This is a genomic window from Kaustia mangrovi, assembly GCF_015482775.1.
Classification (GTDB): domain Bacteria; phylum Pseudomonadota; class Alphaproteobacteria; order Rhizobiales; family Im1; genus Kaustia; species Kaustia mangrovi.
The window spans coordinates 1,923,717-1,942,893 of record NZ_CP058214.1 but is presented as its reverse complement, the minus strand read 5'-3'; the positions used below and the strand labels follow the sequence as shown (position 1 = coordinate 1,942,893).

The window sequence follows — 19,177 nt, the reverse complement described above, 5'->3', positions numbered from 1 at the left end:
GTGTCCGACGACACCCTGGCGGGCGCGGCCGCACCGGCGGTGCCCGCGCCCGTCGCGGCGGTCCTGTCGGCCGCCGACGGGCTGGCCGTGCTCGGCGGCTGGCTCGCGGCGGCCTGCCTTGCGGGGCTGACCTGCCTGATTTCCGCGGAGATCGTGACGGCGGCCGCCTCGCGCCTGTTCCCGTCGCTGCCCGGCGGCATCTCCATCGCGTGGGAATACAGCGCCTATCTCATGGGCTCAGCCTTCCTGTTCGGCTCCGCGCTCGCCCTGCGCGCGGGCTCGCATATCCGCATGTCGGTGCTGCTCGCGCGGTTGCGGGCCCGGGGGCGGCGGGTCGTGGAGACGGTGGCCTCGCTGATCGGTCTCCTGGTCACCGGCTTCCTCGCCTGGTCGCTCGTCGTCTTCGCCGTGCGGTCGTGGCAGGGCGGGCAGATCTCGGGCGGCAGCTTCACCCCGCTGTGGATCCCTCAGGCCGCTCTCGCGGCGGGGGCGATCATGCTGGCCGTCCAGATGGCCGCGCGCCTCCTGCGCTGCCTTCTGGGGCTCAGGCCGGACGATGAACGCTTCAAGGTGTCGGGAGCGGGCGAATGACCTCGATTGCCACGACCCTTCTCGCCGTCCTGTTCGGCACGCTGGCGAGCGGCGTCTGGATCGGGCTGACCCTGATCTTCACCGCCGTCGTCCTGCTCTATACCTTCCGCAGCATTCCGGTCGACCGGCTCCTGCCTCAATATGTCTTCAACATCCTCACCACGCCGGAGCTGATCGCCCTGCCGCTCTTCATCGTCATGGGCGAGTTCCTGTTCCGCACGCGGCTGTCGCGCGCGCTGTTCGACGGGCTCGCCCCCTGGGCTGGGCTGCTGCCGGGGCGGCTGCTCCATGTGAATGTGGCCGGCTCCTCGATCTTCGCAGCCGTTTCAGGCTCGTCGGCGGCGACGACGCAGGTGGTGGGGCGGATCGCACTCAGCGAACTCGAACGGCGCGGTTATGCCCGCCCCATCGCGGTGGGCAGCCTTGCGGGCGCCGGCACGCTCGGCTTCCTCATTCCGCCGAGCACGATCATGATCATCTATGGCGTGCTCGCCGACGAATCCGTGCTGCGCTTGTTCACGGCGGGCTTCGTGCCGGGTGTCCTGCTCGCCTTGTGCTTCATGGCATGGATCATGGTGCACACCACGATCCGTCCGGAGCTCGTGCCGGAGAGCGAGCGCGCCCTGCGGCATGTGAGTCTCGGCGAGCGGCTGTCGGCCCTGCGCGAGCTCGCGCCCGTGGTGGCCCTGATCGTCGCCGTGCTCGGCTCGATGTATGGCGGGCTCGCGACGCCGTCGGAGGCCGCCGCCATCGGCGTGGTCGGCGCCATGATCATCGCGGCCGCGCAAGGGGGACTCACCTTTGCCACGCTGCGCGACGTGGCGCTCGGCTCCGTTCAGACCTGCGCGATGATCGGGCTCATCGTGCTCGGTGCCTCGATCCTCGGCAATGTGGCGGCCATTCTGGGCGTGCCGCGCGCCATTGCCGGCTTCGTGGAGGGGCTCGGGCTTGCGCCGTTCGCGCTGATCCTCGTCCTGATGCTTGTCTATCTGGTGCTAGGCTGCTTCCTCGACGGCTTCTCCATGATCGTCATGACGCTGCCGGTCGTGCTGCCGCTTGTCGCCGGCGCGGGCTTCGATACGGTGTGGTTCGGCATCTTCCTCGTCCTCGTTGTCGAGATGTCGCAGATCACCCCGCCGCTCGGCTTCAACCTGTTCGTGATCCAGGGCCTGACGGGGGAAGGGCTGATGACCATCACCCGCCATACGCTGCCCTATCTCCTGATCCTCGTGGGCTTCGTCGTGCTGATGGCGCTCTTTCCCGACATTGCGCTCTTCCTGCCGCGGCTGCTGCTCGGCTAGGGAGCTCAGCCGGTGCAGCTTGATCGGAAAACGCGTTAGGGTGTCCGCCGCGAACGATCTGTTGGACGGAAGGCGGCAATGACAACCATGTTCAGTCTTGAGGGACACACCGCGCTCGTCACGGGCGCAAGCCGCGGGCTCGGGCGGGCCATCGCGGTCGGCCTCGCGGGTGCCGGGGCGGATATCGTGGCGGTGGCGCGCTCCGGGAGCGGGCTGTCGGAGACGGCGGAGGCGGTCGGGGCCTGCGGGTGCCGGTGTCATGTCTTCACCGCCGATCTGTCGGACGTCGCCTCCATCGCAAATCTTTTCGAGGAGATGGACGCCGCCGGGACGGCCGCCGACATTCTCGTCAACAATGCGGGCATGGAGGAGGTTCGACCGTCCGTCGATGTGGACGAGGCGCTGTGGGACCGGATCGTCGACACGAACATGAAGGGGGCGTTCTTCGTGGCGACGCGCTTCGCCAGGCGCCTTCTCGCGCATGGCCTGACGGGTGCCATCGTCAACACATGCTCGCTGACCTCGGCGGTCGGCGTGCCGACGGCGGCCCCCTATACGGCGTCGAAGTCGGGTCTTCTCGGGATCACGCGCGCGCTGAGCACGGAATGGTCGCCGAAGGGCATCCGGGTGAATGCCATCGGGCCCGGCTATTTCCGCACCGAGCTCACCGAGGCCTTCTATCGCGATGCCGGCTGGCAGGAGGCGATGATCGGCAAGATCCCCATGGGCCGGTTCGGCGAACTGGACGACGTCGTCGGCGCCTGCATCTTCCTGTCGTCCGGGGCGTCGGCCTATGTCACCGGCCAGCTCCTCTTCATCGACGGCGGCTACATGGCTTCGATCTGACGCGCCGGCGGGGCTTGGCGCGCGCGGCGAAGGCTTGTACAGACAAGGGCAGGATATCCAGTCCCTGCGGTCCCATGCACAGACCCACGCCGCTTTACGAACGCGTCAAGCGCCACATCACCGACGCCATCTCGGCGGGCGAGTACCGCCCGGGCGAGAGGCTGCCGAGCGAGAACGAGCTCGTCGCGGCCCTTTCGGTGTCGCGCATGACGGTCAACCGCGCCCTGCGCGAGCTGAGCCGCGACGGTGTCATCACGCGCGTGCAGGGGGCGGGGTCCTTCGTCAGCGAGCCCGGTCCCGACACCTCGCTCATGGAGGTGAAGGATATCCGCCACACCATCGCCGAGCGCGGCGGGCGGCACCGCTGTACGCCGATCGGAGCCCGCGCGTTGCCGGCGACGGCGGAGATCGCGGAGGCCTTCGGCTTCGCCCCCGGCACGATCGTGCTCAATGCGGAGATCGTCCATTTCGAGAATGACGCACCCCTGCAGATCGAGCGCCGTTTCGTGCGCAAGGACTTCGCGCCGGACTTCCTGAGCGTCGATTTCGAGACCGTATCGGTGTTCGACTATCTTCAGGCCATCGCGCCGGTCTCCGAGCTGGAGCACGTGGTGGAGGCGGCGCGTCCGGATGCGATGGAGGCCCGGTATCTCGCGCTCGGTCCCGGAGATCCGGTGATCAGGGTGCGCCGGCGCACATGGGTCGGCGACAGCGTCGTGACGCTCACCTTCTTCTCCCATCCCGGCGACCGTTACCGGGTGGCGGCGCGGGTGAGGCCGTCGGACACTGCCAAACGTTAAGTTGTATATACATCTCTTGACAGGACGCCATGCGGCTGGAACAGTCTGCGAAACCGCGCAAAATGAGAGCGGAGGGTGAGGGGGAGTGACAGAGCAACCCCGCATGATCGAGATTCACGAGGCCTCCAAGGTCTTCGACGGCCATGTCGCCGTGGACCGGGCGACGCTTACCTTGGCGCAGGGCGACTTCCTGACCATCGTGGGGCCGTCGGGTTGCGGCAAGACGACCCTGCTCAGGATGATCGCGGGCTTCCTCAAGCCCGATTCCGGCTCGATCCTGATCAATGGCCGTTCGGTGGAGGACGTGCCGCCCTACAAGCGCTCCATCGGCATGGTGTTCCAGAGGCTCGCGCTCTTCCCGCACATGACGGCGGCGGAGAATGTCGCCTATCCGCTCAAGATGCGCGGCTTCGAGCCCGCGACCATTCCCGACCGCGTGGCCGACTATCTGAAGCTCGTGCGCCTGGAGGGCTATGGCGGGCGCCGACCGCACGAGCTCTCCGGCGGCCAGCAGCAGCGCGTGGCGATTGCGCGGGCACTGTCCTTCAGCCCCGATCTCCTGCTGCTCGACGAGCCCCTGTCCGCGCTCGACAAGAAGCTGCGCGAGGAGATGCAGCTCGAATTCCGCCGTATCCAGCAGGAGCTCGGCGTCACCACCATCAATGTGACGCACGATCAGCGCGAGGCGCTCGTCATGTCCGACCGCATCGTGGTCATGAACGAGGGGCTCATCCAGCAGGCGGACGCGCCGGAGGCCGTCTATCGCGAGCCCTCGAACCGCTTCGTCGCCAACTTCATCGGCCTCACCTCGCTGTTTCCGGGCGCGGTGGAGGAGGCGGGCGAAGGGCCGCTCGCCTCGGTGCGTGCCGGCGACCAGGTTCTGAAAGCCCGGGTCGGCGTGGCGGTCGAGGAGGGCCTGCCGGTCGATTGCGCGATCCGTGCCGAGCAGATCCGCATCTTGCCGGAGGGCGCGGGCGGGGAGTTCGAGACCGTCGTGACGGGCGATGTCGAGCAGCGGATCTTCGAGGGCGACCGCATGGTCTACCAGATCCGCGTGGCCGAACTCGGCGGCGCCATGCTCTTCGTCTTCGATCACGATCCGGTCCATCACACCGAGCATCCGCCCGCAAGCCGGGTGAGGCTCGGCTGGAACGCACGCGACCTCTTCGCCTTTCCGCGCGACGAGGTGCGGGACAATCGCCAATGAGGGGAAACAGGGAGATTTCCATGTCCACACAGAACAAGGCCGCCGGCCTCAGCCGCCGCCGCTTCCTCGCGACCTCCGCGCTCGCCGCGGGAAGCCTTGCCATGCCGCGCATCGTGCGCGCGCAGGAGCCGGAGAAGCCGGGCGAGCTCATCGTGCGCGCCTGGGGCGGCGCCTGGGGGATGCGCTCAAGGAGGGGGTGACCGATCCCTTCACCGAGATGACGGGGATTCCCGTGCGTCTCGACTTCACCGAGGACAACGAGATCAAGCCGAAGATCTGGGCGGCGGTCGACCAGGGGCGCGTGCCGCCGATCCACGTCAACTGGGACACGACCACCAATGCCACCATCTCCGCGCTGCGCGGCGTGACGGTCGATCTGGGCGACCTGAAGGGGCTCGACAAGCTCCTGCCTATCGCCAAGCCGGTCGGGCTCGACGGCTGGCCGCTCGTCAACACCTATTCTTATGTCTATGTCTGCGCCTATCGGCCGGAGGCCTTCCCCGACGGTGCGCCGAAGTCCTGGCGCGTCATGCTGGAGGAGAGGCTCAAGGGCCGCGTCGCGCTCTACAATGACGGTATCGGGTTCAACCCCATCGCGGTCCTCGCCGGCGGCGGCACCGTCAAGGACATTCCCGACAATATGGAGCCGGGCTACGAATTCTATCGCGCGCTGAAGAAGAACGATCCCCTGCTCGGCGAGGATCCGGACTTCACGACCTGGTTCCAGAATGGCGAGATCGACATCGCCTGCACCATCTCGGTGAATGCCCGCGCCGCCAAGCAGAACGGCATCGATGTGGAATGGACGGTGCCGGAGGAGGGCTGCAAGGTCGATACCGACGGGCTTTGGATCCCGAAGGGCCTGCCGGAGAACGAGGAGTACTGGGCCAAGCAGCTCGTCCAGTATGCCATCGGCCGCGACGCGCAGGAGAAATGGTGCGCGGCGCTCGGCCTGCCGCCGGTCTATCCGGGGCTCGAGCCGCCGGCCGACCTCGTCGGGGATCCCGCCTATCCGACGACGCCGGAGGACTTCAAGAAGCTCGTGCGCATCCCCTCTCCGGTGCTTGTCGAGAACCAGCCGGTCTGGTTCGCCAGGTTCAAGGAGATCATGCAGGGCTGATGGGGCTGTCGCTTATGGCTGGCTCACATCCCCTCGCCCGGCGCGCTGAGCGGCGGACGGGCGAGGGGACCTCGGGCCCCGGAGCAACCGATGGCTGACACCACCTCCGGACGCAAGCCGGTTTCATGGCGGATGCTGGACGCCGTGGACCGGCTCGTCGCCGCGGCCTGGCCGCGCGGCGCCCACGGCATGAACGGCTATCTGTTCATCCTGCCGGCGGTGGCACTCGTCTTCATCCTGATCGTCGGGCTCGGCTATATGGCGGATTACAGCCTGCACGAGCTCGACCTCGCGACCTACCGGCTGAAGGACGAGTACAGCCTCGCCAATTACGCCGCCTTCTTCGAGCGGCCCGTCTATCTGCGCATTCTGGGGCGGAGCCTCTTGGCCGCGGTCATCGTGACCGCCGTCTCCATCGTGCTGGCCTTTCCCTACGCCTATCTGATGGTGCGCACCCAGTCCGCGGCGATCCGCAAGTTCCTGCTAATCGCACTGTTCCTGCCCTTCTTCATCGGCCAGGTGGTGCGCGCCTATGGCTGGCTGATCATCCTCGGCAAGGAAGGCTTCATCAACAGCATGGCGACCGCACTCGGCCTGCCGCCGCTCGATCTCATCTACAACTATCCCGCCGTCATCTTCGGGCTGGTCCAGTACATGCTGCCCTTCGCCGTCCTGCTGCTCACGCCGGCGCTCGCCGCCATCGGCGAGGAGGTGGAGCTCGCCTCGGAAAGCCTCGGGGCGAACTGGGTCAGGACCTTCCGCCACGTACTGATCCCCATGGCGACGCCGGGGCTGGTGGGGGCCTCCGTCGTGGTCTTCACGCTGACCCTCACCGATTTCGCCATGCCCCAGATCCTCGGCGGCGGCACGTCGGACTTCATCGCCAACGCGATCTATGACAGCTATTTCCGCATCTCCAATCTGGGGCTCGGCTCGGCGCTCTCCATCATCCTCGTCGTTATCGGCAGCGCGCTCGTCGCCCTCATATTCATGATCGCCGGCACCGGAACGCTCGGCATTTCGGGGCGGAACAAATGACCGGCGCGCGCGGCAAGGCCATCGTCCTGTGGGGGCTGACGGCGCTGAGTCTCGTCACGCTCAGCCTGCCGACGCTCATCATCATCGGCGCGTCCTTCACCTCCGGCGACATCATCCAGTTCCCGCCAGACGGCTTCTCGCTGCGCTGGTACGAGCGGCTGTTCGGACTGGAGAGCTTCAAGGGCGCGCTGCTTCGTTCCTTCTACGTGTCGGCGGTGTGCACGGCGATCGCCATTCCCGTCGGCACGCTCGCGGCGCTCGGCACGGTGCGCTACCGGATCCGGTTCCGGCGGGCGCTGCAGGTCTATCTGCTGCTGCCCTTTACAATCCCGCTCGTCGTCTCCGGCCTCGGCATGATGATCTTCTTCGGCGAGATCCGCATCCTGGGCTCGCTGTGGCCGATCGGGCTCGCGCTCTGCGTCATCAACCTGCCCTTCATGATCTGGGCGGTGAGCGCCTCGGTGAACGCGCTCGACGACGAGCTGGAGAACGCCGCGGCCAATTGCGGCGCGCCGCCTGTCCAGGTGTTCTTCACGGTCACGCTGCCGGCGGTCATGCCCGGCGTCATCACCGGCGCGCTGCTCATGTTCATCCTCGCCTTCAACGAGTTCCTGGTGAGCCTGTTCCTGGTCGATTCCCGCACGGTCACCCTGCCGGTGCAGATCTACAATTCGATCCGCTCCGTCATCACGCCAGACCTGGCCGCCATATCGGTGGTCTATATCCTGATCGCGCTCGCCGCCGTCTGGCTGCTCGACCGGCTTGTCGGCCTCGAAATCTTCCTTCGCTCGAAATGATCCCCGGAGTGCTCCCCGTGTCCAATGACATCAGCTTCCACATCCTGTCCGATCTCGATGCCGACGGGCGCAACCGCCTGATGGCGCGCACCGAGGCCGATCTCGGCCCCGTCATCGAGAAGGTTCGGCCCATTATCGAGGCAGTGAGGACGGAGGGCGACGCGGCGCTCTCGCGGTTCGCGAAGGAGTTCGACCGCAGCCCCGTGGAGCCCGACGCCATCGCGGCGACCGAGGCCGATTTCGACGAGGCCTTCGCGGCCCTCGAGCCGGAGATGGTCGAGGTGCTGGAATTCGCCTCAGACAATGTCCGCCGCTTCCACGAGGCGCAGATGCCGGAGGAGATGTGGCTGAAGGAGATGCATCCCGGCGTCTTCGCCGGTGACAAGGTGGTGCCGGTCGACAGCGTCGCCTGCTATGTGCCGCGCGGCAAGGGCTCCTTCCCGAGCGTCGTCATGATGACGGCGATCCCGGCGGTCGTCGCCGGCGTGCCGAAGCCCGTCATCGTCACCCCGCCCGGACCGGACGGCAAGGTGGATACGGCGACGCTGGTCGCAGCCCGCATCGCCGGTGTGGAACGCGTCTACAAATGCGGCGGCGCGCAGGCCGTGGCCGCCGTCGCCTACGGGACGGAGACCGTGCCGCGCTGTCTGAAGATCGTCGGGCCGGGCAGCCCGTGGGTCGTCGCGGCGAAGCGGCTGCTGTCGGACCGCATCGATCCGGGCATCCCGGCGGGGCCGAGCGAATCCATCATCCTCGCCGACGAGACGGCGAATGGCCGGGTCTGCGCGCTCGATCTCCTGATCGAGGCCGAGCACGGCTCCGACAGCTCCGCCTATCTGGTGACGAATTCGCGCGAGGTGGCCGAGGCGGCGCGGGCCGCGATCCCGGATTTCTGGGCGGAGATGGGCGAGCAGCGCGTGGGCTTCTCGCGCGACGTGCTCTCAGGTCCGCGCGGCGGCATCGTGCTCGCCGACGACATGGACGCGGCCATCGCCTTCGTGAACGACTATGCGCCCGAGCATCTGGAAATCCAGGCGAAGGACCCGCACCAGTATCTCGGTCTCATCCGCAATGCCGGCGAGATCCTGATGGGCGAGCACACGCCGGTCTCCATCGGCAATTTCGTGCTCGGCCCCAATGCGGTTCTGCCGACCAATTCGGCGGCGCGTACCTGGTCTCCCCTGAGTGTCTTCGACTACATGAAGCGCATCTCGGTCGGCCATGTGACGCGCAAGGGCTACGACATCCTCGCGCCCTATGCTCGCCGCTTCGCGCAGTACGAAGGCTTCGACGCCCATGCCAACGCGCTGTCGGCGATGCGCGACAAGGCCTTCGCCTCCGAGAAATAGACGATTGGCCCGGTGCTTTTTGTCTGCGCCGGGCCCATCGGGATGTCAGATGACGCTCAGCTGCACGTCGATATTGTTGCGGGTCGCGTTCGAATAGGGGCAGACCTGATGGGCGCGGGCGACGAGGTCTTCCGCCTGCGCACGCTCGATCCCCGGAAGCTCGATCTCGAGCGCGATCTCGAGCCCGAAACCGCCTTCGGAGCGCGGGCCGATACCGACGGTCGCCGTGACATGGGCGTCGGCGGGAACCTTCGGGCCGCCCTGCGAGGCGACGAACTTCATCGCACCCAGAAAGCAGGCCGCATAGCCGGTCGCGAAGAGCTGCTCCGGGTTCACACCGTCGCCACCCGGGCCGCCGAGCTCCTTCGGGGTGACCAGCTTGACGTCGACGGCGCCGTCGAGCGTGCCCGAGCGGCCGTCGCGGCCGCCCGTGGCGCGGGCGGAGGTGCGGTAGAGGACATTCACGGACATGGGACTTTCCTTTCCTGTAGGGCAGTTGGGGGTTCAGTAAATCGTGCGATAATTGATCGTGCACGATTGATATAGATAGAGCCCGATCATTGTCAATGGCTTGCGATATGATCGCGCGCGATTTATTTAGAGGGAGAAGGAACAACGAGGTGAGAAATGGCCGATATCCGCCAGACCGGCGATGTCCGGGACACGAAGGACGATGCGATTCCGCTGGGCGATTTCCTCTGCTTTGCGGTCTATTCCGCCGGCCATGCCTTCAACCGCGTCTACAAGCCGCTGCTTGCGCCTCTCGGCCTCACCTACACGCAATATCTGGCGATGGTGGCGCTATGGGAGCGGGACGGGCGGACGGTGGGCGAGCTCGGCGAGACGCTCGGACTTGAATCGAGTACGCTGACCCCGATGATCAAGCGGCTGGAGGCGATGGGCCATGTGGTCCGCGCCCGCGACCCGAACGACGAGCGCCAGGTGCGGGTGCGCCTGACGGAGGAGGGCCGGGCGCTCAGGGAGAAGGCGCGTGACATTCCGCGCTGCATCCTGGAGGCTTCGGGACTGACGCTGGACGATCTCAGGCGGCTGCAGAGGGATATCTCCGCGCTCACCCGTGCGCTGGAGCGTCACAGTGGCGCGGTATGAGGCTGCGGGCGCCCGGTCCCCTTGAAAAGACGGCCTGTCCTGCTTCTATGAAGATGTGGCACGAAACCGTTGCGGGATCGCGAATGCCTGCAGGCCTCAACAGCCCGGATCGCCCGGGCCCTCTCAAACCGGTCCGCCGCACGGCGTGGGCGGTGATCGATGGTGGCCGGCAGATCGGGTTTCTGGCGCTCGGGCTGGCCATGCTCGCGCTCGGCCTTCTGGGTGTCTTCCTCCCGCTCCTGCCCACGACGATCTTCCTGATCCTCGCCGCCTGGTTCTTCGGCCGTTCCTCGCCGCGGCTCGAGGCCTGGATGCTCGACCATCCCCGCTTCGGGCCGACGCTGAAGGCCTGGCGCGACGAGGGCGCAGTGCCGGTCCGGGGCAAGGTCGCGGCCTGTCTGGGAATGGCGGCCGGCTACGGGCTGTTCTGGCTGAGCGTGCGGCCCGGTTGGCTGCTCGCCTGTGTCGTGGCGGTCTTCATGATCAGCTGCGCGGCCTATGTGGTGACCCGGCCGGAGCCCGGCGCCTGAGGCACCGGTACCGGCCGGGAAAATCCCCTACGACATGGTCGGCATGACGAACTCGGCCGTGTCCTTGATGCCCGACGGCCAGCGGCTCGTGACCGTCTTGGCGCGGGTGAAGAAGTGGAACGAGTCCGGCCCGTGCTGGTTGTGGGCGCCGAAGAGCGAGGCCTTCCAGCCGCCGAAGGAGTGATAGGCGAGCGGCACCGGGATCGGCACATTGATGCCGACCATGCCGATCTGGGCGCGGGTCGCGAAATCGCGGGCGGCATCGCCGTCGCGGGTGAAGATCGCGACGCCATTGCCGAATTCGTGCTCGTTCGGCAGGCTGAGCGCCTCCTCGTAATCCTTCGCGCGCACCACGGAGAGGACGGGCCCGAAGATCTCCTCCCTGTAGATGCGCATGTCCGGCTTCACATTGTCGAACAGGCAGCCGCCGATATAGAAGCCGTCCTCGTAGCCCTGCATCTGGAAGCCGCGGCCGTCGACCACGAGGTCGGCGCCTTCCTCCACGCCGAGATCCACATAGGAGCGCACGCGGTCGCGATGGGCGGCGGTCACCAGCGGGCCGAAATCGGCGTCCGCATCGTGGCTCGGGCCGATCTTCAGGGACTCCACGCGCGGCACCAGACGCTCCATCAGCGCGGACGCGGCCTCCTCGCCGACCGGCACGGCGACCGAGACGGCCATGCAGCGCTCGCCGCCGGATCCGTAGCCCGCGCCGATCAGTGCGTTGACCGCCTGGTCCATATCGGCGTCGGGCATGACGATGAGGTGGTTCTTTGCCCCGCCGAGCGCCTGGACGCGCTTACCGTGGGCGGCGGCGGTCTGGTAGACATGGCGGGCGATGGGCGTGGAGCCGACGAAGCTGATGGCGGCGATGCCCGGATGGGCGAGCAGCGTCTCGACCGCCTCCTTGTCGCCATTCACCACATTGAGGATGCCTTCGGGCAGCCCGGCCTCGATCATGAGCTCGGCGAGCCGCATGGGCACCGAAGGGTCGCGCTCCGACGGCTTCAGGATGAAGGCGTTGCCGCAGGCGATCGCCGGGCCGAACATCCACATGGGGATCATGGCGGGGAAGTTGAACGGCGTGATGCCAGCGACCACGCCCAGCGGCTGGCGCATGGAATACATGTCGATGCCCGGCCCCGCGCCCTCGGTGAACTCGCCTTTCAGGAGATGCGGCGCGCCGATGGCGAACTCGATCACCTCCAGCCCGCGCTGCAGGTCGCCCTTGGCGTCGGGCACGGTCTTGCCGTGCTCGCTGGCGAGCAGGGCGGCGAGCTCGTCGATCTCGGCATAGGCGAGCCGGCAGAACTCCATCAGCACGCGGGCCCGCTTCTGCGGATTGGTCGCTGCCCAGCCGGCCTGCGCCTCGGCGGCATTGGCGACGATCTCGTCGATCTCGGACGGCGAGGCCAGCGCGACCTTCGCCTGGATCTCGCCCGTCGCGGGCTTGAAGACATCGCCGGTGCGCCCACTCGTTCCGGGCACGGTCCTGCCGGCGACAAAGTGGCCGATCTCACGCATTGGGTTCATCCTCTCATGGGGGTGTCAGTCATCCACCGCAGACATTGACGGTTGCGTATCGTCCGATCAATCGGCAAATATCCGTCTAACGATCTGCAAATTTGCAGGATATGCGTCATGCGGTGGGATCATATCCAGACATTCCTTGCGGTTGCCCGGGCCGGGCAGTTCCTCGGCGCGGCGCGCAAGCTGAGGCTCGACCAGACGACGGTCAGCCGCCAGATCGCCCGGCTGGAGCGCGATACCGGCACCGACCTCGTGGAGCGGCGCAAGGACGGCATCTGCCTGACGCAGGCCGGCGAGCGGCTCCTCGCCCATGCCGAACGCATGGAGACGGAGGCACTGCACGGCGAGGAGGATCTCTCCGAACGGTCCACGGCGCTCGGCGGCGAGGTCCGCATCGGCGCACCGGACGGCATCGGCAATTATGTGCTCGCCCCGCGGCTTGCCGCCTTCGGCGCGCGCCATCGCGATCTCGTCATCCAGCTCGTGCCCCTGCCGCGCGCCTTCTCCCTGTCGAAGCGCGAGGCCGATATCGCGGTGACCGTCGATCGGCCGACCCAGGGCAAGCTCGTCGCCGCCAAGCTCGCCGATTACAGCGTGAGCCTCTATGCCGCGCGCGGCCACCTGGACCGTGAGGGGCCGATCCGGCGGCGCGAGGACCTCGAGGGCCGCATGCTGATCACCTATGTGGAGGACCTGACCTACAGCGCCTCGCTCGACTATGCCGCCGATTTCGAGGACGCGACGGCGGGCCGGTTCGAATGCGCAAGTGTCGTCGGCCAGGTCGAGGCCATCCGGTCGGGCATCGGCGTCGGCCTCGTTCACGACGCGGTGGCCCGGCAGTTTCCCGATCTCCATTGCGTGCTGCCGGAGGTGCGCGCGGTGCGCAGCTACTGGCTCGCCGCCCATGCCGACCAGCGCGGTCTGGCACGCGTCGACGCGGTCTGGCGCTTCATCATGGGCGAGACCCGCCGCGCCCGCTCGCTCTTCCTGCGCGAGGCGGCGGGCGCGGAGACCGCTCGCGCCTGACAGCCGCCGCGCCTTCATGGACGGGGCGGTGCGGGGCAGCCTTGCGGACTATCGCGGCGGGCGGCCGTGGCGGCGCGCGCAGGTGCCGCACTGGGCAAGCGATTCGATGACCTTGCACTCCGCGATCCGGCCGTGCTGGCAACTGTCGAGCGTGCGCTGGAGTTCCGCCTCGAGGAGCTTGAGGCGGTCGATGCGCGCGCGCACGTCCTCCAGCTGCCGGCGGGCGATGGCATCGGCATCGTCGCAGGGCGCGTCCGGATGGCCGCACAGCTCGATGAGCTGGCGGACGGCCTCGATGGGCAGGCCGAGATCGCGGGCGTGCAGGATGAAGATCAACCGGTCGAAATGGCGCGCCACATAGCGGCGCTGGTTGCTCGCCGAGCGCTCCGGCTCCGGCATGAGGCCGATGCTCTCGTAATAGCGGATCGTCTCCACCTTGCAGCCGGCGCCCTCGGCGAGCTTGCCGATCGGAAATGTGCGGTCCATGGCAGATCACCTCTTGCCCCTATAGTTACTACAGGGATTAGCCTCCCGGCAAATGGAAGGAGGCGATCCGATGGACAAGGCCGTAGAGGCGCCGGAGCCGGCACAGGATGGCGATTGCTGTGGCTGCGGGCACGATCGTGCGCCAGATGCGGGCGAGGCTCGAGCGCCGGCCGGCCATACGCGGTGGACGGTCGAGGGGATGGACTGCGCGAGCTGTGCCGCGACCATCGAGCGCGCGCTCGCCGGGTTGCCCGGCGTGTCGGACATCCGCGTGTCTGTCGCCAACGGCACCATGGCTCTTGCCCTCGACGAAACCCTGACCGACGACGCGACGGTCGGCAAGACGGTCTCAGCCCTCGGCTACAGGGCGACACGGCTCGGCGAGACGGAGCGGGCCGTGGAGACCGGCGAGGGCGGCGAGGCCGGGCGCCGCTGGTGGCGGATGCCCAAGGCCCGCCACGCGCTGTTCGGCGGCATGCTCGTCGCAGCGGCGTTTGCAGCCGACACGCTGCTGCCCGAGCTTGGCCGCTGGGCCTTCCTCGTCGCCATACTCGTCGTGGCCTGGCCGGTCGCCCGCCGGGCCGTCACGGCCGCCCGGCTCGGCTCGCCCTTCACCATCGAGATGCTGATGACGGTTGCGGTCATCGGCGCGGTCGTCATCGGCGAGACCGCCGAGGCCGCCGTCGTCGTGTTCCTCTTCGCGGTGGGCGAGGTGCTGGAGGGGCTCGCCGCCGCAAAGGCGCGTTCCGGGCTCAAGGCGCTTGGCGCGCTCATTCCCAGGACGGCGCTCGTCGAGGAGGATGGCGGGCTGCGCGAGGTTGCCGCTGCCGATCTCCGTATCGGCCAGACGGTGGCGGTGCGTGCCGGCGAGCGCGTGCCGGCCGACGGCACCGTGCTCGACGGGCTGTCCAATGTGGACGAGGCGGCGATCACCGGCGAAAGCGTCCCTGTGACCAAGGAGCCGGGGGCGCGGGCCTTCGCAGGATCGGTCAATCACGAGGCGAGCCTGCGGGTCCGGGTCGACCGCGCGCCGGAGGACACGACCATCGCCCGCATCGTCACGCTGGTGGAGGAGGCGCAGGAGGCGAAGGCGCCGACGGAGCGCTTCATAGACAGCTTCTCGCGCTACTACATGCCGGCGGTCGTCGCGGCCGCGCTCCTGGTCGCCGTCTTGCCGCCGCTTCTGGGGTATGGCGGATGGCAGGACTGGGCCTATCGCGGCCTCGCCCTCCTCCTGATCGGTTGTCCCTGCGCGCTGGTCATCTCCGTTCCCGCGGCGATTGCCTCCGGGCTGTCGTCGGCCGCCCGCCACGGCATGCTCGTCAAGGGCGGCGCGGTGATGGAGATGCTGGCGAAGGCGGAGACCGTCGCCTTCGACAAGACCGGGACGCTGACGCGGGGAGAGCCGGCGGTGACCGATATCGTTGCACGCGATGGCGACGGCGCGCGCGTGCTTGCGCTTGCCGCGGCGCTCGAGGCGGAATCGAGCCATCCGCTGGCAAAGGCCATCTGCGAACGCGCCGATGCGGAGGAGGCGCCGCGACCCGTGGCGGAGGCCGTGAGGACCGTTGCGGGCAAGGGTGTCGCGGGCCGCGTCGGCGGACGGGACGTCTTTGTCGGCGCACCGCGTTTCGCACTCGAGGCCGGAGAGATGGACGAGGCGTTGCGCGAGACGGCGCGGACGCTGGAGGCGGATGGCAAGACAGTCGCCATAGTCATGGAGGCGGGTGTGGCGCAGGGCGTGATCGGCTTGCGCGACGAGCCGCGCGCGGATGCCGCGGACGGGATCGCCGCACTCGGCCGCGCCGGGATCGATGCGGTCATGCTGACCGGCGACAATGCGCGCACCGCTCAGGCCATCGCCGGCGAGCTCGGTCTCAAGGCACGTGCGGAGATGTTGCCCGAGGCGAAGGTCGAGGCCGTCCGCGAACTGGCCGCCGGGCGCACCGTCGTCATGGTCGGCGACGGGGTCAACGACGCGCCGGCCCTGGCGTCCGCGAGCGTCGGCATCGCCATGGGTTCGGGCACGGATGTTGCCATGGAGGCCGCCGATGCCGGCCTCATGCGCAGCGCCGTCCTGGATGTGGCGCGGCTTATCGGCCTTGCCTGCACAACCATGCGCACGATCCGGCAGAATGTCGCCATCGCGCTCGGCCTGAAGGCGGTCTTCCTGGTGACCACCGTGATCGGCGCGACAGGCCTGTGGGTCGCCGTCCTCGCCGATACGGGCGCGACGGTGCTGGTGACGCTCAACGCCATGCGGCTCCTGATGGCCCTGAAGCCCGCGACGGCGCGGCGGCGGCAGGACGCCATGCCGCCCGAGGGCGCGCCGGAGCCGGCCTGAACGGGCTCGCGCCGGCCCGGTTTGCGGCATGTGTGGATAAGGGCTTGACCTTGACACAATGGGAACCCTCATCTTTCGGACCGGTTTCAGGTCCAGAGGCGAGCGTTCCCACACACGATGTCTGTCGAAGCGAATGAAACGGCCCGCCGCCCCGGCCATATGGCGATCGGCGGTTTGAACTGCGCATCCTGTGTCGGGCGCGTGGAGCGTGCCATTGCGGCCGTGCCCGGCGTCTCTTCCGTGTCCGTCAATCTCGCGACGGGCCGGGCCGATATGGCCTTCGACGGTACTCCCGACATGGCCGGAGTGGCCGCGGCGGTCAGGGGCGCAGGCTACGATGTTTCTGAAGCGGAGGTGGATCTCACCGTCGGCGGGCTCAACTGCGCGTCCTGCGTGGGACGTGCGGAGAAGGCGCTCAGGGCCGTGCCGGGCGTTCTCGAGGTCTCGGTCAATCTGGCGACGGGCCGTGCTCATATCCGCGCTGTGTCAGGCGCGACGACGGCGGATGAACTCGCCGCTGCCGTCACCGCAGCCGGCTACGCGGCCAGGCCGCTCGCCCGCGAAGCCGCGCCGGACAATGGCGGCGATGCCGGCGAGACCGATGACCATGGCTTGCGCAATGCCGCGATCCTCGCGGCTCTTCTGACGCTTCCCGTCTTCGTCATGGAGATGGGGGCCCATGCCGTTCCGGCCTTCGGGGCCTGGCTCGACGGTATGCTCGGCACGCAGGCGGTCCGGGCGATCCAGTTCCTCCTGACCACGGCCGTGCTCTTCGGGCCGGGCCTGCGCTTCTTCCGCAAGGGCGTTCCGGGGCTCCTGCGCGGGGCGCCGGACATGAACGCGCTGGTGGTGCTCGGCGCGAGCGCGGCCTGGGGCTATTCGGTCGTGGCGACCTTCCTGCCGGGGGTCCTGCCGGCGGGCACGGCGCATGTCTACTACGAAGCGGCGGCGGTGATCGTAACGCTGATCCTGCTCGGCCGCTATCTGGAGGCCCGCGCGAAGGGGCGCACCGGCGAGGCCATCAGGCGGCTTGCGGGCCTCCGGGCGAGCTCGGCGCGCGTGCTGCGCGAGGGCGGACCGGTGGATGTGCCGCTGGAGGAGGTCGCCATCGGCGATATCGTGCTCGTGCGGCCTGGCGAGACGGTGCCGGTCGACGGCGAGATCGTGGAGGGCTCCTCTTATCTCGACGAATCGATGATTACCGGCGAGCCCATGCCGGTCGCCCGCAGCGAGGGTGCGGAGGTCGTGGGCGGCACGATCAACAAGACGGGCGCCTTCTCGTTCCGTGCCACCAAGGTCGGCAGCGACACGGTGCTCGCGCGGATCATCCGCATGGTGGAGGACGCGCAGGCGGCGAAGCTGCCGATCCAGGCGCTGGTCGACCGGGTGACGGCGTGGTTCGTGCCGGCCGTCATGGCCGCGGCAGCCCTGACCTTTGCGCTGTGGTTCGTCTTCGGGCCGGCGCCCGCGCTGACCTTCGCGCTCGTCAATGCGGTCGCGGTGCTGATCATCGCCTGCCCCTGCGCCATGGGGCTTGCCACGCCGACCTCGATCATGGTCGGCACGGGCCGCGCGGCGCAGATGGGCGTCCTGTTCCGTAAGGGCGAGGCGCTGCAGACCCTGCGCGACGCCGATGTCGTCGCCTTCGACAAGACCGGCACGCTCACGCTCGGCAAGCCGGTCCTCACCCATATCGGGATGGCGGGCGGCTTCGCGCGCGAGGAGGTGCTCCGGCTCGTCGCCTCGGCGGAGGCCCTGTCGGAGCATCCCGTCGCGGAGGCCATCGTCGCGGCGGCCGGCCGGGAGGACATCGCCCTCGCCCCGGCGAGCGGCTTCGAGGCCATGCCGGGTTTCGGGCTGCGCGCCCATGTGGAGGGGCGCACCGTGGAGGTCGGCGCCGACCGGCTGATGGCGCGTTCGGGGATCGATGTCGGGGCCCTGAGGGGCGAGGCGGATCGCCTGTCGGGCGAGGGCGCCTCGCCGCTTTATGCCGCCATCGACGGCAGGCTCGCGGCGATCCTGGCCGTCTCCGATCCTGTGAGGGAGACGACGCCGGAGGCTATCGCGGCGCTCAAGGACCAGGGGCTCGACGTGGTCATGGTCACCGGCGACAACCGCCACACCGCGCAGGCCATCGCGGTGCGGCTCGGTATCGACGACGTGATCGCGGAGGTGCTCCCCGAGGGCAAGGCGGAGGCGGTGAAGCGGCTCGCCGATGGCGGGCGCAGGGTCGCCTTTGTCGGCGACGGTATCAACGATGCGCCGGCGCTCGCCGCCGCCGATGTCGGGCTTGCCGTCGGCACGGGTACCGATATCGCGATGGAGAGCGCCGACGTCGTCGTCATGTCGGGCGACCTGCGCGCCGTCGCCAATGCGGTCGCGCTGTCGCACGCGACGATCCGCAATATCAGGCAGAATCTGTTCTGGGCCTTCGCCTACAATGTTTGCCTCGTGCCGGTCGCGGCGGGCGTGCTCTACCCCGCCTATGGTATCCTGCTGTCGCCCGTGCTGGCGGCCGGCGCCATGGCGTTCTCGAGCGTCTTCGTGCTGACCAACGGGCTGAGGCTGAAGCGCTTCCGGCCGGTGGCCGGCGCGGGGGGTGGCGGAAGCGAGCCCGTACCCGCAGGCCAGTCCAGGGAGGCCCGAGCATGAATATCGGCGACGCCGCGAAGGTGACCGGAAACTCCGCGAAGATGATCCGCCATTACGAGGCCATCGGCCTGATCGCTCCGCCGAGCCGGAGCGAGGCCGGATACCGGCACTATTCCCGGAAGGATCTTCATGCGCTGCACTTCATCCGGCGCGCCCGGGATCTCGGCTTCTCCATCGCCCAGATCCGCGAGCTCCTCGCGCTGTGGCAGGATCGCGGGCGCGCCTCGGCCGATGTGAAGCGGATCGCGGAGACCCATATCGCCGAGCTCAAGGCCAAGATGGTGCAGATCGAGGACATGGTGAGCACGCTCCAGCACCTTTCCGCCCATTGCCATGGCGACGACCGCCCCGACTGTCCGATCCTCGACGAGCTGGCGGTCGGTAGCGAGGAGCGCGAGGAGGCGTAGGGGGGTACGAGTCGCGCGCTTCATCCACACGGCACCGGCCCAC

At 68.4% G+C, this 19,177-nt stretch carries 19 protein-coding genes; 16 read left to right on the top strand and 3 right to left on the bottom strand.

What is annotated here, in order from left to right; genetic code table 11:
* The 10 genes from HW532_RS09125 to hisD all read left to right on the top strand — a co-directional run bounded on the left by HW532_RS09125 (position 1) and on the right by hisD (position 9,049).
* Complete coding sequence (locus HW532_RS09125; RefSeq protein WP_213164072.1) at positions 1 to 591, top strand: TRAP transporter small permease subunit; 591 nt, start codon at positions 1 to 3, stop codon at positions 589 to 591.
* On the top strand, positions 588 to 1,892 hold the full coding sequence (locus tag HW532_RS09120; RefSeq protein ID WP_213164071.1) for a TRAP transporter large permease: 1,305 nt from the start codon (positions 588 to 590) through the stop codon (positions 1,890 to 1,892). Before HW532_RS09125 ends, HW532_RS09120 begins: the two co-directional genes overlap by 4 nt.
* 78 nt (positions 1,893 to 1,970) lie before the next feature.
* A complete protein-coding gene (locus HW532_RS09115) occupies positions 1,971 to 2,738 on the top strand; it encodes an SDR family NAD(P)-dependent oxidoreductase (protein ID WP_213164070.1) in 768 nt (255 codons plus the stop codon).
* 74 nt (positions 2,739 to 2,812) lie between these two features.
* Positions 2,813 to 3,538, top strand: coding sequence for a histidine utilization transcriptional repressor HutC (locus tag HW532_RS09110; protein ID WP_213164069.1), 726 nt, complete (start codon positions 2,813 to 2,815; stop codon positions 3,536 to 3,538).
* Between the two features lie 103 nt (positions 3,539 to 3,641).
* A complete protein-coding gene (locus HW532_RS09105) occupies positions 3,642 to 4,745 on the top strand; it encodes an ABC transporter ATP-binding protein (protein WP_213164496.1) in 1,104 nt (367 codons plus the stop codon).
* 20 nt (positions 4,746 to 4,765) lie between these two features.
* A complete protein-coding gene (locus tag HW532_RS22105; protein ID WP_246479763.1) occupies positions 4,766 to 4,945 on the top strand; it encodes a twin-arginine translocation signal domain-containing protein in 180 nt (59 codons plus the stop codon).
* The gene (locus HW532_RS09100) at positions 4,942 to 5,865 is read left to right on the top strand and encodes an ABC transporter substrate-binding protein (protein WP_246479761.1); all 924 of its coding nucleotides are present in this window, start codon (positions 4,942 to 4,944) and stop codon (positions 5,863 to 5,865) included. Before HW532_RS22105 ends, HW532_RS09100 begins: the two co-directional genes overlap by 4 nt.
* Before the next feature lie 90 nt (positions 5,866 to 5,955).
* Positions 5,956 to 6,903: an ABC transporter permease gene (locus HW532_RS09095; RefSeq protein ID WP_213164068.1), complete on the top strand. Its 948-nt coding sequence runs from the start codon at positions 5,956 to 5,958 to the stop codon at positions 6,901 to 6,903.
* Positions 6,900 to 7,700 (top strand): ABC transporter permease, encoded by an 801-nt coding sequence (locus HW532_RS09090; RefSeq protein WP_213164067.1) that lies wholly within the window; start codon positions 6,900 to 6,902, stop codon positions 7,698 to 7,700. The genes HW532_RS09095 and HW532_RS09090 overlap by 4 nt, the downstream gene beginning before the upstream one ends.
* A complete protein-coding gene (gene hisD, locus HW532_RS09085; protein ID WP_213164066.1) occupies positions 7,697 to 9,049 on the top strand; it encodes a histidinol dehydrogenase in 1,353 nt (450 codons plus the stop codon). The genes HW532_RS09090 and hisD overlap by 4 nt, the downstream gene beginning before the upstream one ends.
* Before the next feature lie 45 nt (positions 9,050 to 9,094).
* On the opposite strand, the gene HW532_RS09080 is transcribed toward hisD, so the two are convergent.
* Positions 9,095 to 9,520, bottom strand: a complete 426-nt coding sequence (locus tag HW532_RS09080) for an organic hydroperoxide resistance protein (protein ID WP_213164065.1) — start codon at positions 9,518 to 9,520, stop codon at positions 9,095 to 9,097.
* A 156-nt stretch (positions 9,521 to 9,676) separates the two neighbouring features.
* Here HW532_RS09080 and HW532_RS09075 point away from each other — a divergent pair, with 156 nt between their 5' ends.
* Positions 9,677 to 10,159 carry a MarR family winged helix-turn-helix transcriptional regulator gene (locus HW532_RS09075; RefSeq protein WP_213164064.1) on the top strand — a complete coding sequence of 161 codons (483 nt, stop codon included), beginning with the start codon at positions 9,677 to 9,679 and terminating at the stop codon, positions 10,157 to 10,159.
* Between the two features lie 83 nt (positions 10,160 to 10,242).
* Complete coding sequence (locus HW532_RS09070; protein ID WP_213164063.1) at positions 10,243 to 10,689, top strand: YbaN family protein; 447 nt, start codon at positions 10,243 to 10,245, stop codon at positions 10,687 to 10,689.
* 27 nt (positions 10,690 to 10,716) lie between these two features.
* Here HW532_RS09070 and HW532_RS09065 read toward each other — a convergent pair whose 3' ends face one another.
* Positions 10,717 to 12,213, bottom strand: a complete 1,497-nt coding sequence (locus tag HW532_RS09065) for a CoA-acylating methylmalonate-semialdehyde dehydrogenase (protein ID WP_213164062.1) — start codon at positions 12,211 to 12,213, stop codon at positions 10,717 to 10,719.
* A 117-nt stretch (positions 12,214 to 12,330) separates the two neighbouring features.
* On the opposite strand from HW532_RS09065, the gene HW532_RS09060 reads away from it, so the two are divergent.
* Entirely contained in the window at positions 12,331 to 13,245 is a 915-nt protein-coding gene (locus tag HW532_RS09060; protein ID WP_213164061.1) for a LysR family transcriptional regulator, read from the top strand.
* 48 nt (positions 13,246 to 13,293) lie between these two features.
* Here the strand turns inward: HW532_RS09060 and HW532_RS09055 are convergent, their stop codons facing one another.
* Positions 13,294 to 13,731, bottom strand: coding sequence for a MerR family transcriptional regulator (locus HW532_RS09055; RefSeq protein ID WP_213164060.1), 438 nt, complete (start codon positions 13,729 to 13,731; stop codon positions 13,294 to 13,296).
* A 70-nt stretch (positions 13,732 to 13,801) separates the two neighbouring features.
* Between HW532_RS09055 and HW532_RS09050 the strand changes: the two genes are divergently transcribed.
* From HW532_RS09050 to cueR, 3 genes are all read left to right on the top strand, one after another.
* Positions 13,802 to 16,075 carry a heavy metal translocating P-type ATPase gene (locus tag HW532_RS09050; protein WP_425491936.1) on the top strand — a complete coding sequence of 758 codons (2,274 nt, stop codon included), beginning with the start codon at positions 13,802 to 13,804 and terminating at the stop codon, positions 16,073 to 16,075.
* A gap of 117 nt (positions 16,076 to 16,192) precedes the next feature.
* Positions 16,193 to 18,727: a heavy metal translocating P-type ATPase gene (locus tag HW532_RS09045; RefSeq protein ID WP_213164059.1), complete on the top strand. Its 2,535-nt coding sequence runs from the start codon at positions 16,193 to 16,195 to the stop codon at positions 18,725 to 18,727.
* Positions 18,724 to 19,134 carry a Cu(I)-responsive transcriptional regulator gene (cueR, locus tag HW532_RS09040; protein WP_213164058.1) on the top strand — a complete coding sequence of 137 codons (411 nt, stop codon included), beginning with the start codon at positions 18,724 to 18,726 and terminating at the stop codon, positions 19,132 to 19,134. Before HW532_RS09045 ends, cueR begins: the two co-directional genes overlap by 4 nt.
* Positions 19,135 to 19,177 lie beyond the last annotated feature (43 nt).

Coding starts and splice junctions, on each gene's coding strand:
- HW532_RS09120 (WP_213164071.1), top strand. CDS start 588: ATGACCTCGATTGCCACGACCCTTCTCGCCGTCCTGTTCGGCACGCTG.
- HW532_RS09115 (WP_213164070.1), top strand. CDS start 1,971: ATGACAACCATGTTCAGTCTTGAGGGACACACCGCGCTCGTCACGGGC.
- HW532_RS09110 (WP_213164069.1), top strand. CDS start 2,813: ATGCACAGACCCACGCCGCTTTACGAACGCGTCAAGCGCCACATCACC.
- HW532_RS09105 (WP_213164496.1), top strand. CDS start 3,642: ATGATCGAGATTCACGAGGCCTCCAAGGTCTTCGACGGCCATGTCGCC.
- HW532_RS22105 (WP_246479763.1), top strand. CDS start 4,766: ATGTCCACACAGAACAAGGCCGCCGGCCTCAGCCGCCGCCGCTTCCTC.
- HW532_RS09095 (WP_213164068.1), top strand. CDS start 5,956: ATGGCTGACACCACCTCCGGACGCAAGCCGGTTTCATGGCGGATGCTG.
- HW532_RS09090 (WP_213164067.1), top strand. CDS start 6,900: ATGACCGGCGCGCGCGGCAAGGCCATCGTCCTGTGGGGGCTGACGGCG.
- hisD (WP_213164066.1), top strand. CDS start 7,697: ATGATCCCCGGAGTGCTCCCCGTGTCCAATGACATCAGCTTCCACATC.
- HW532_RS09080 (WP_213164065.1), bottom strand. CDS start 9,520: ATGTCCGTGAATGTCCTCTACCGCACCTCCGCCCGCGCCACGGGCGGC.
- HW532_RS09075 (WP_213164064.1), top strand. CDS start 9,677: ATGGCCGATATCCGCCAGACCGGCGATGTCCGGGACACGAAGGACGAT.
- HW532_RS09070 (WP_213164063.1), top strand. CDS start 10,243: ATGCCTGCAGGCCTCAACAGCCCGGATCGCCCGGGCCCTCTCAAACCG.
- HW532_RS09065 (WP_213164062.1), bottom strand. CDS start 12,213: ATGCGTGAGATCGGCCACTTTGTCGCCGGCAGGACCGTGCCCGGAACG.
- HW532_RS09060 (WP_213164061.1), top strand. CDS start 12,331: ATGCGGTGGGATCATATCCAGACATTCCTTGCGGTTGCCCGGGCCGGG.
- HW532_RS09055 (WP_213164060.1), bottom strand. CDS start 13,731: ATGGACCGCACATTTCCGATCGGCAAGCTCGCCGAGGGCGCCGGCTGC.
- HW532_RS09050 (WP_425491936.1), top strand. CDS start 13,802: ATGGACAAGGCCGTAGAGGCGCCGGAGCCGGCACAGGATGGCGATTGC.
- HW532_RS09045 (WP_213164059.1), top strand. CDS start 16,193: ATGTCTGTCGAAGCGAATGAAACGGCCCGCCGCCCCGGCCATATGGCG.
- cueR (WP_213164058.1), top strand. CDS start 18,724: ATGAATATCGGCGACGCCGCGAAGGTGACCGGAAACTCCGCGAAGATG.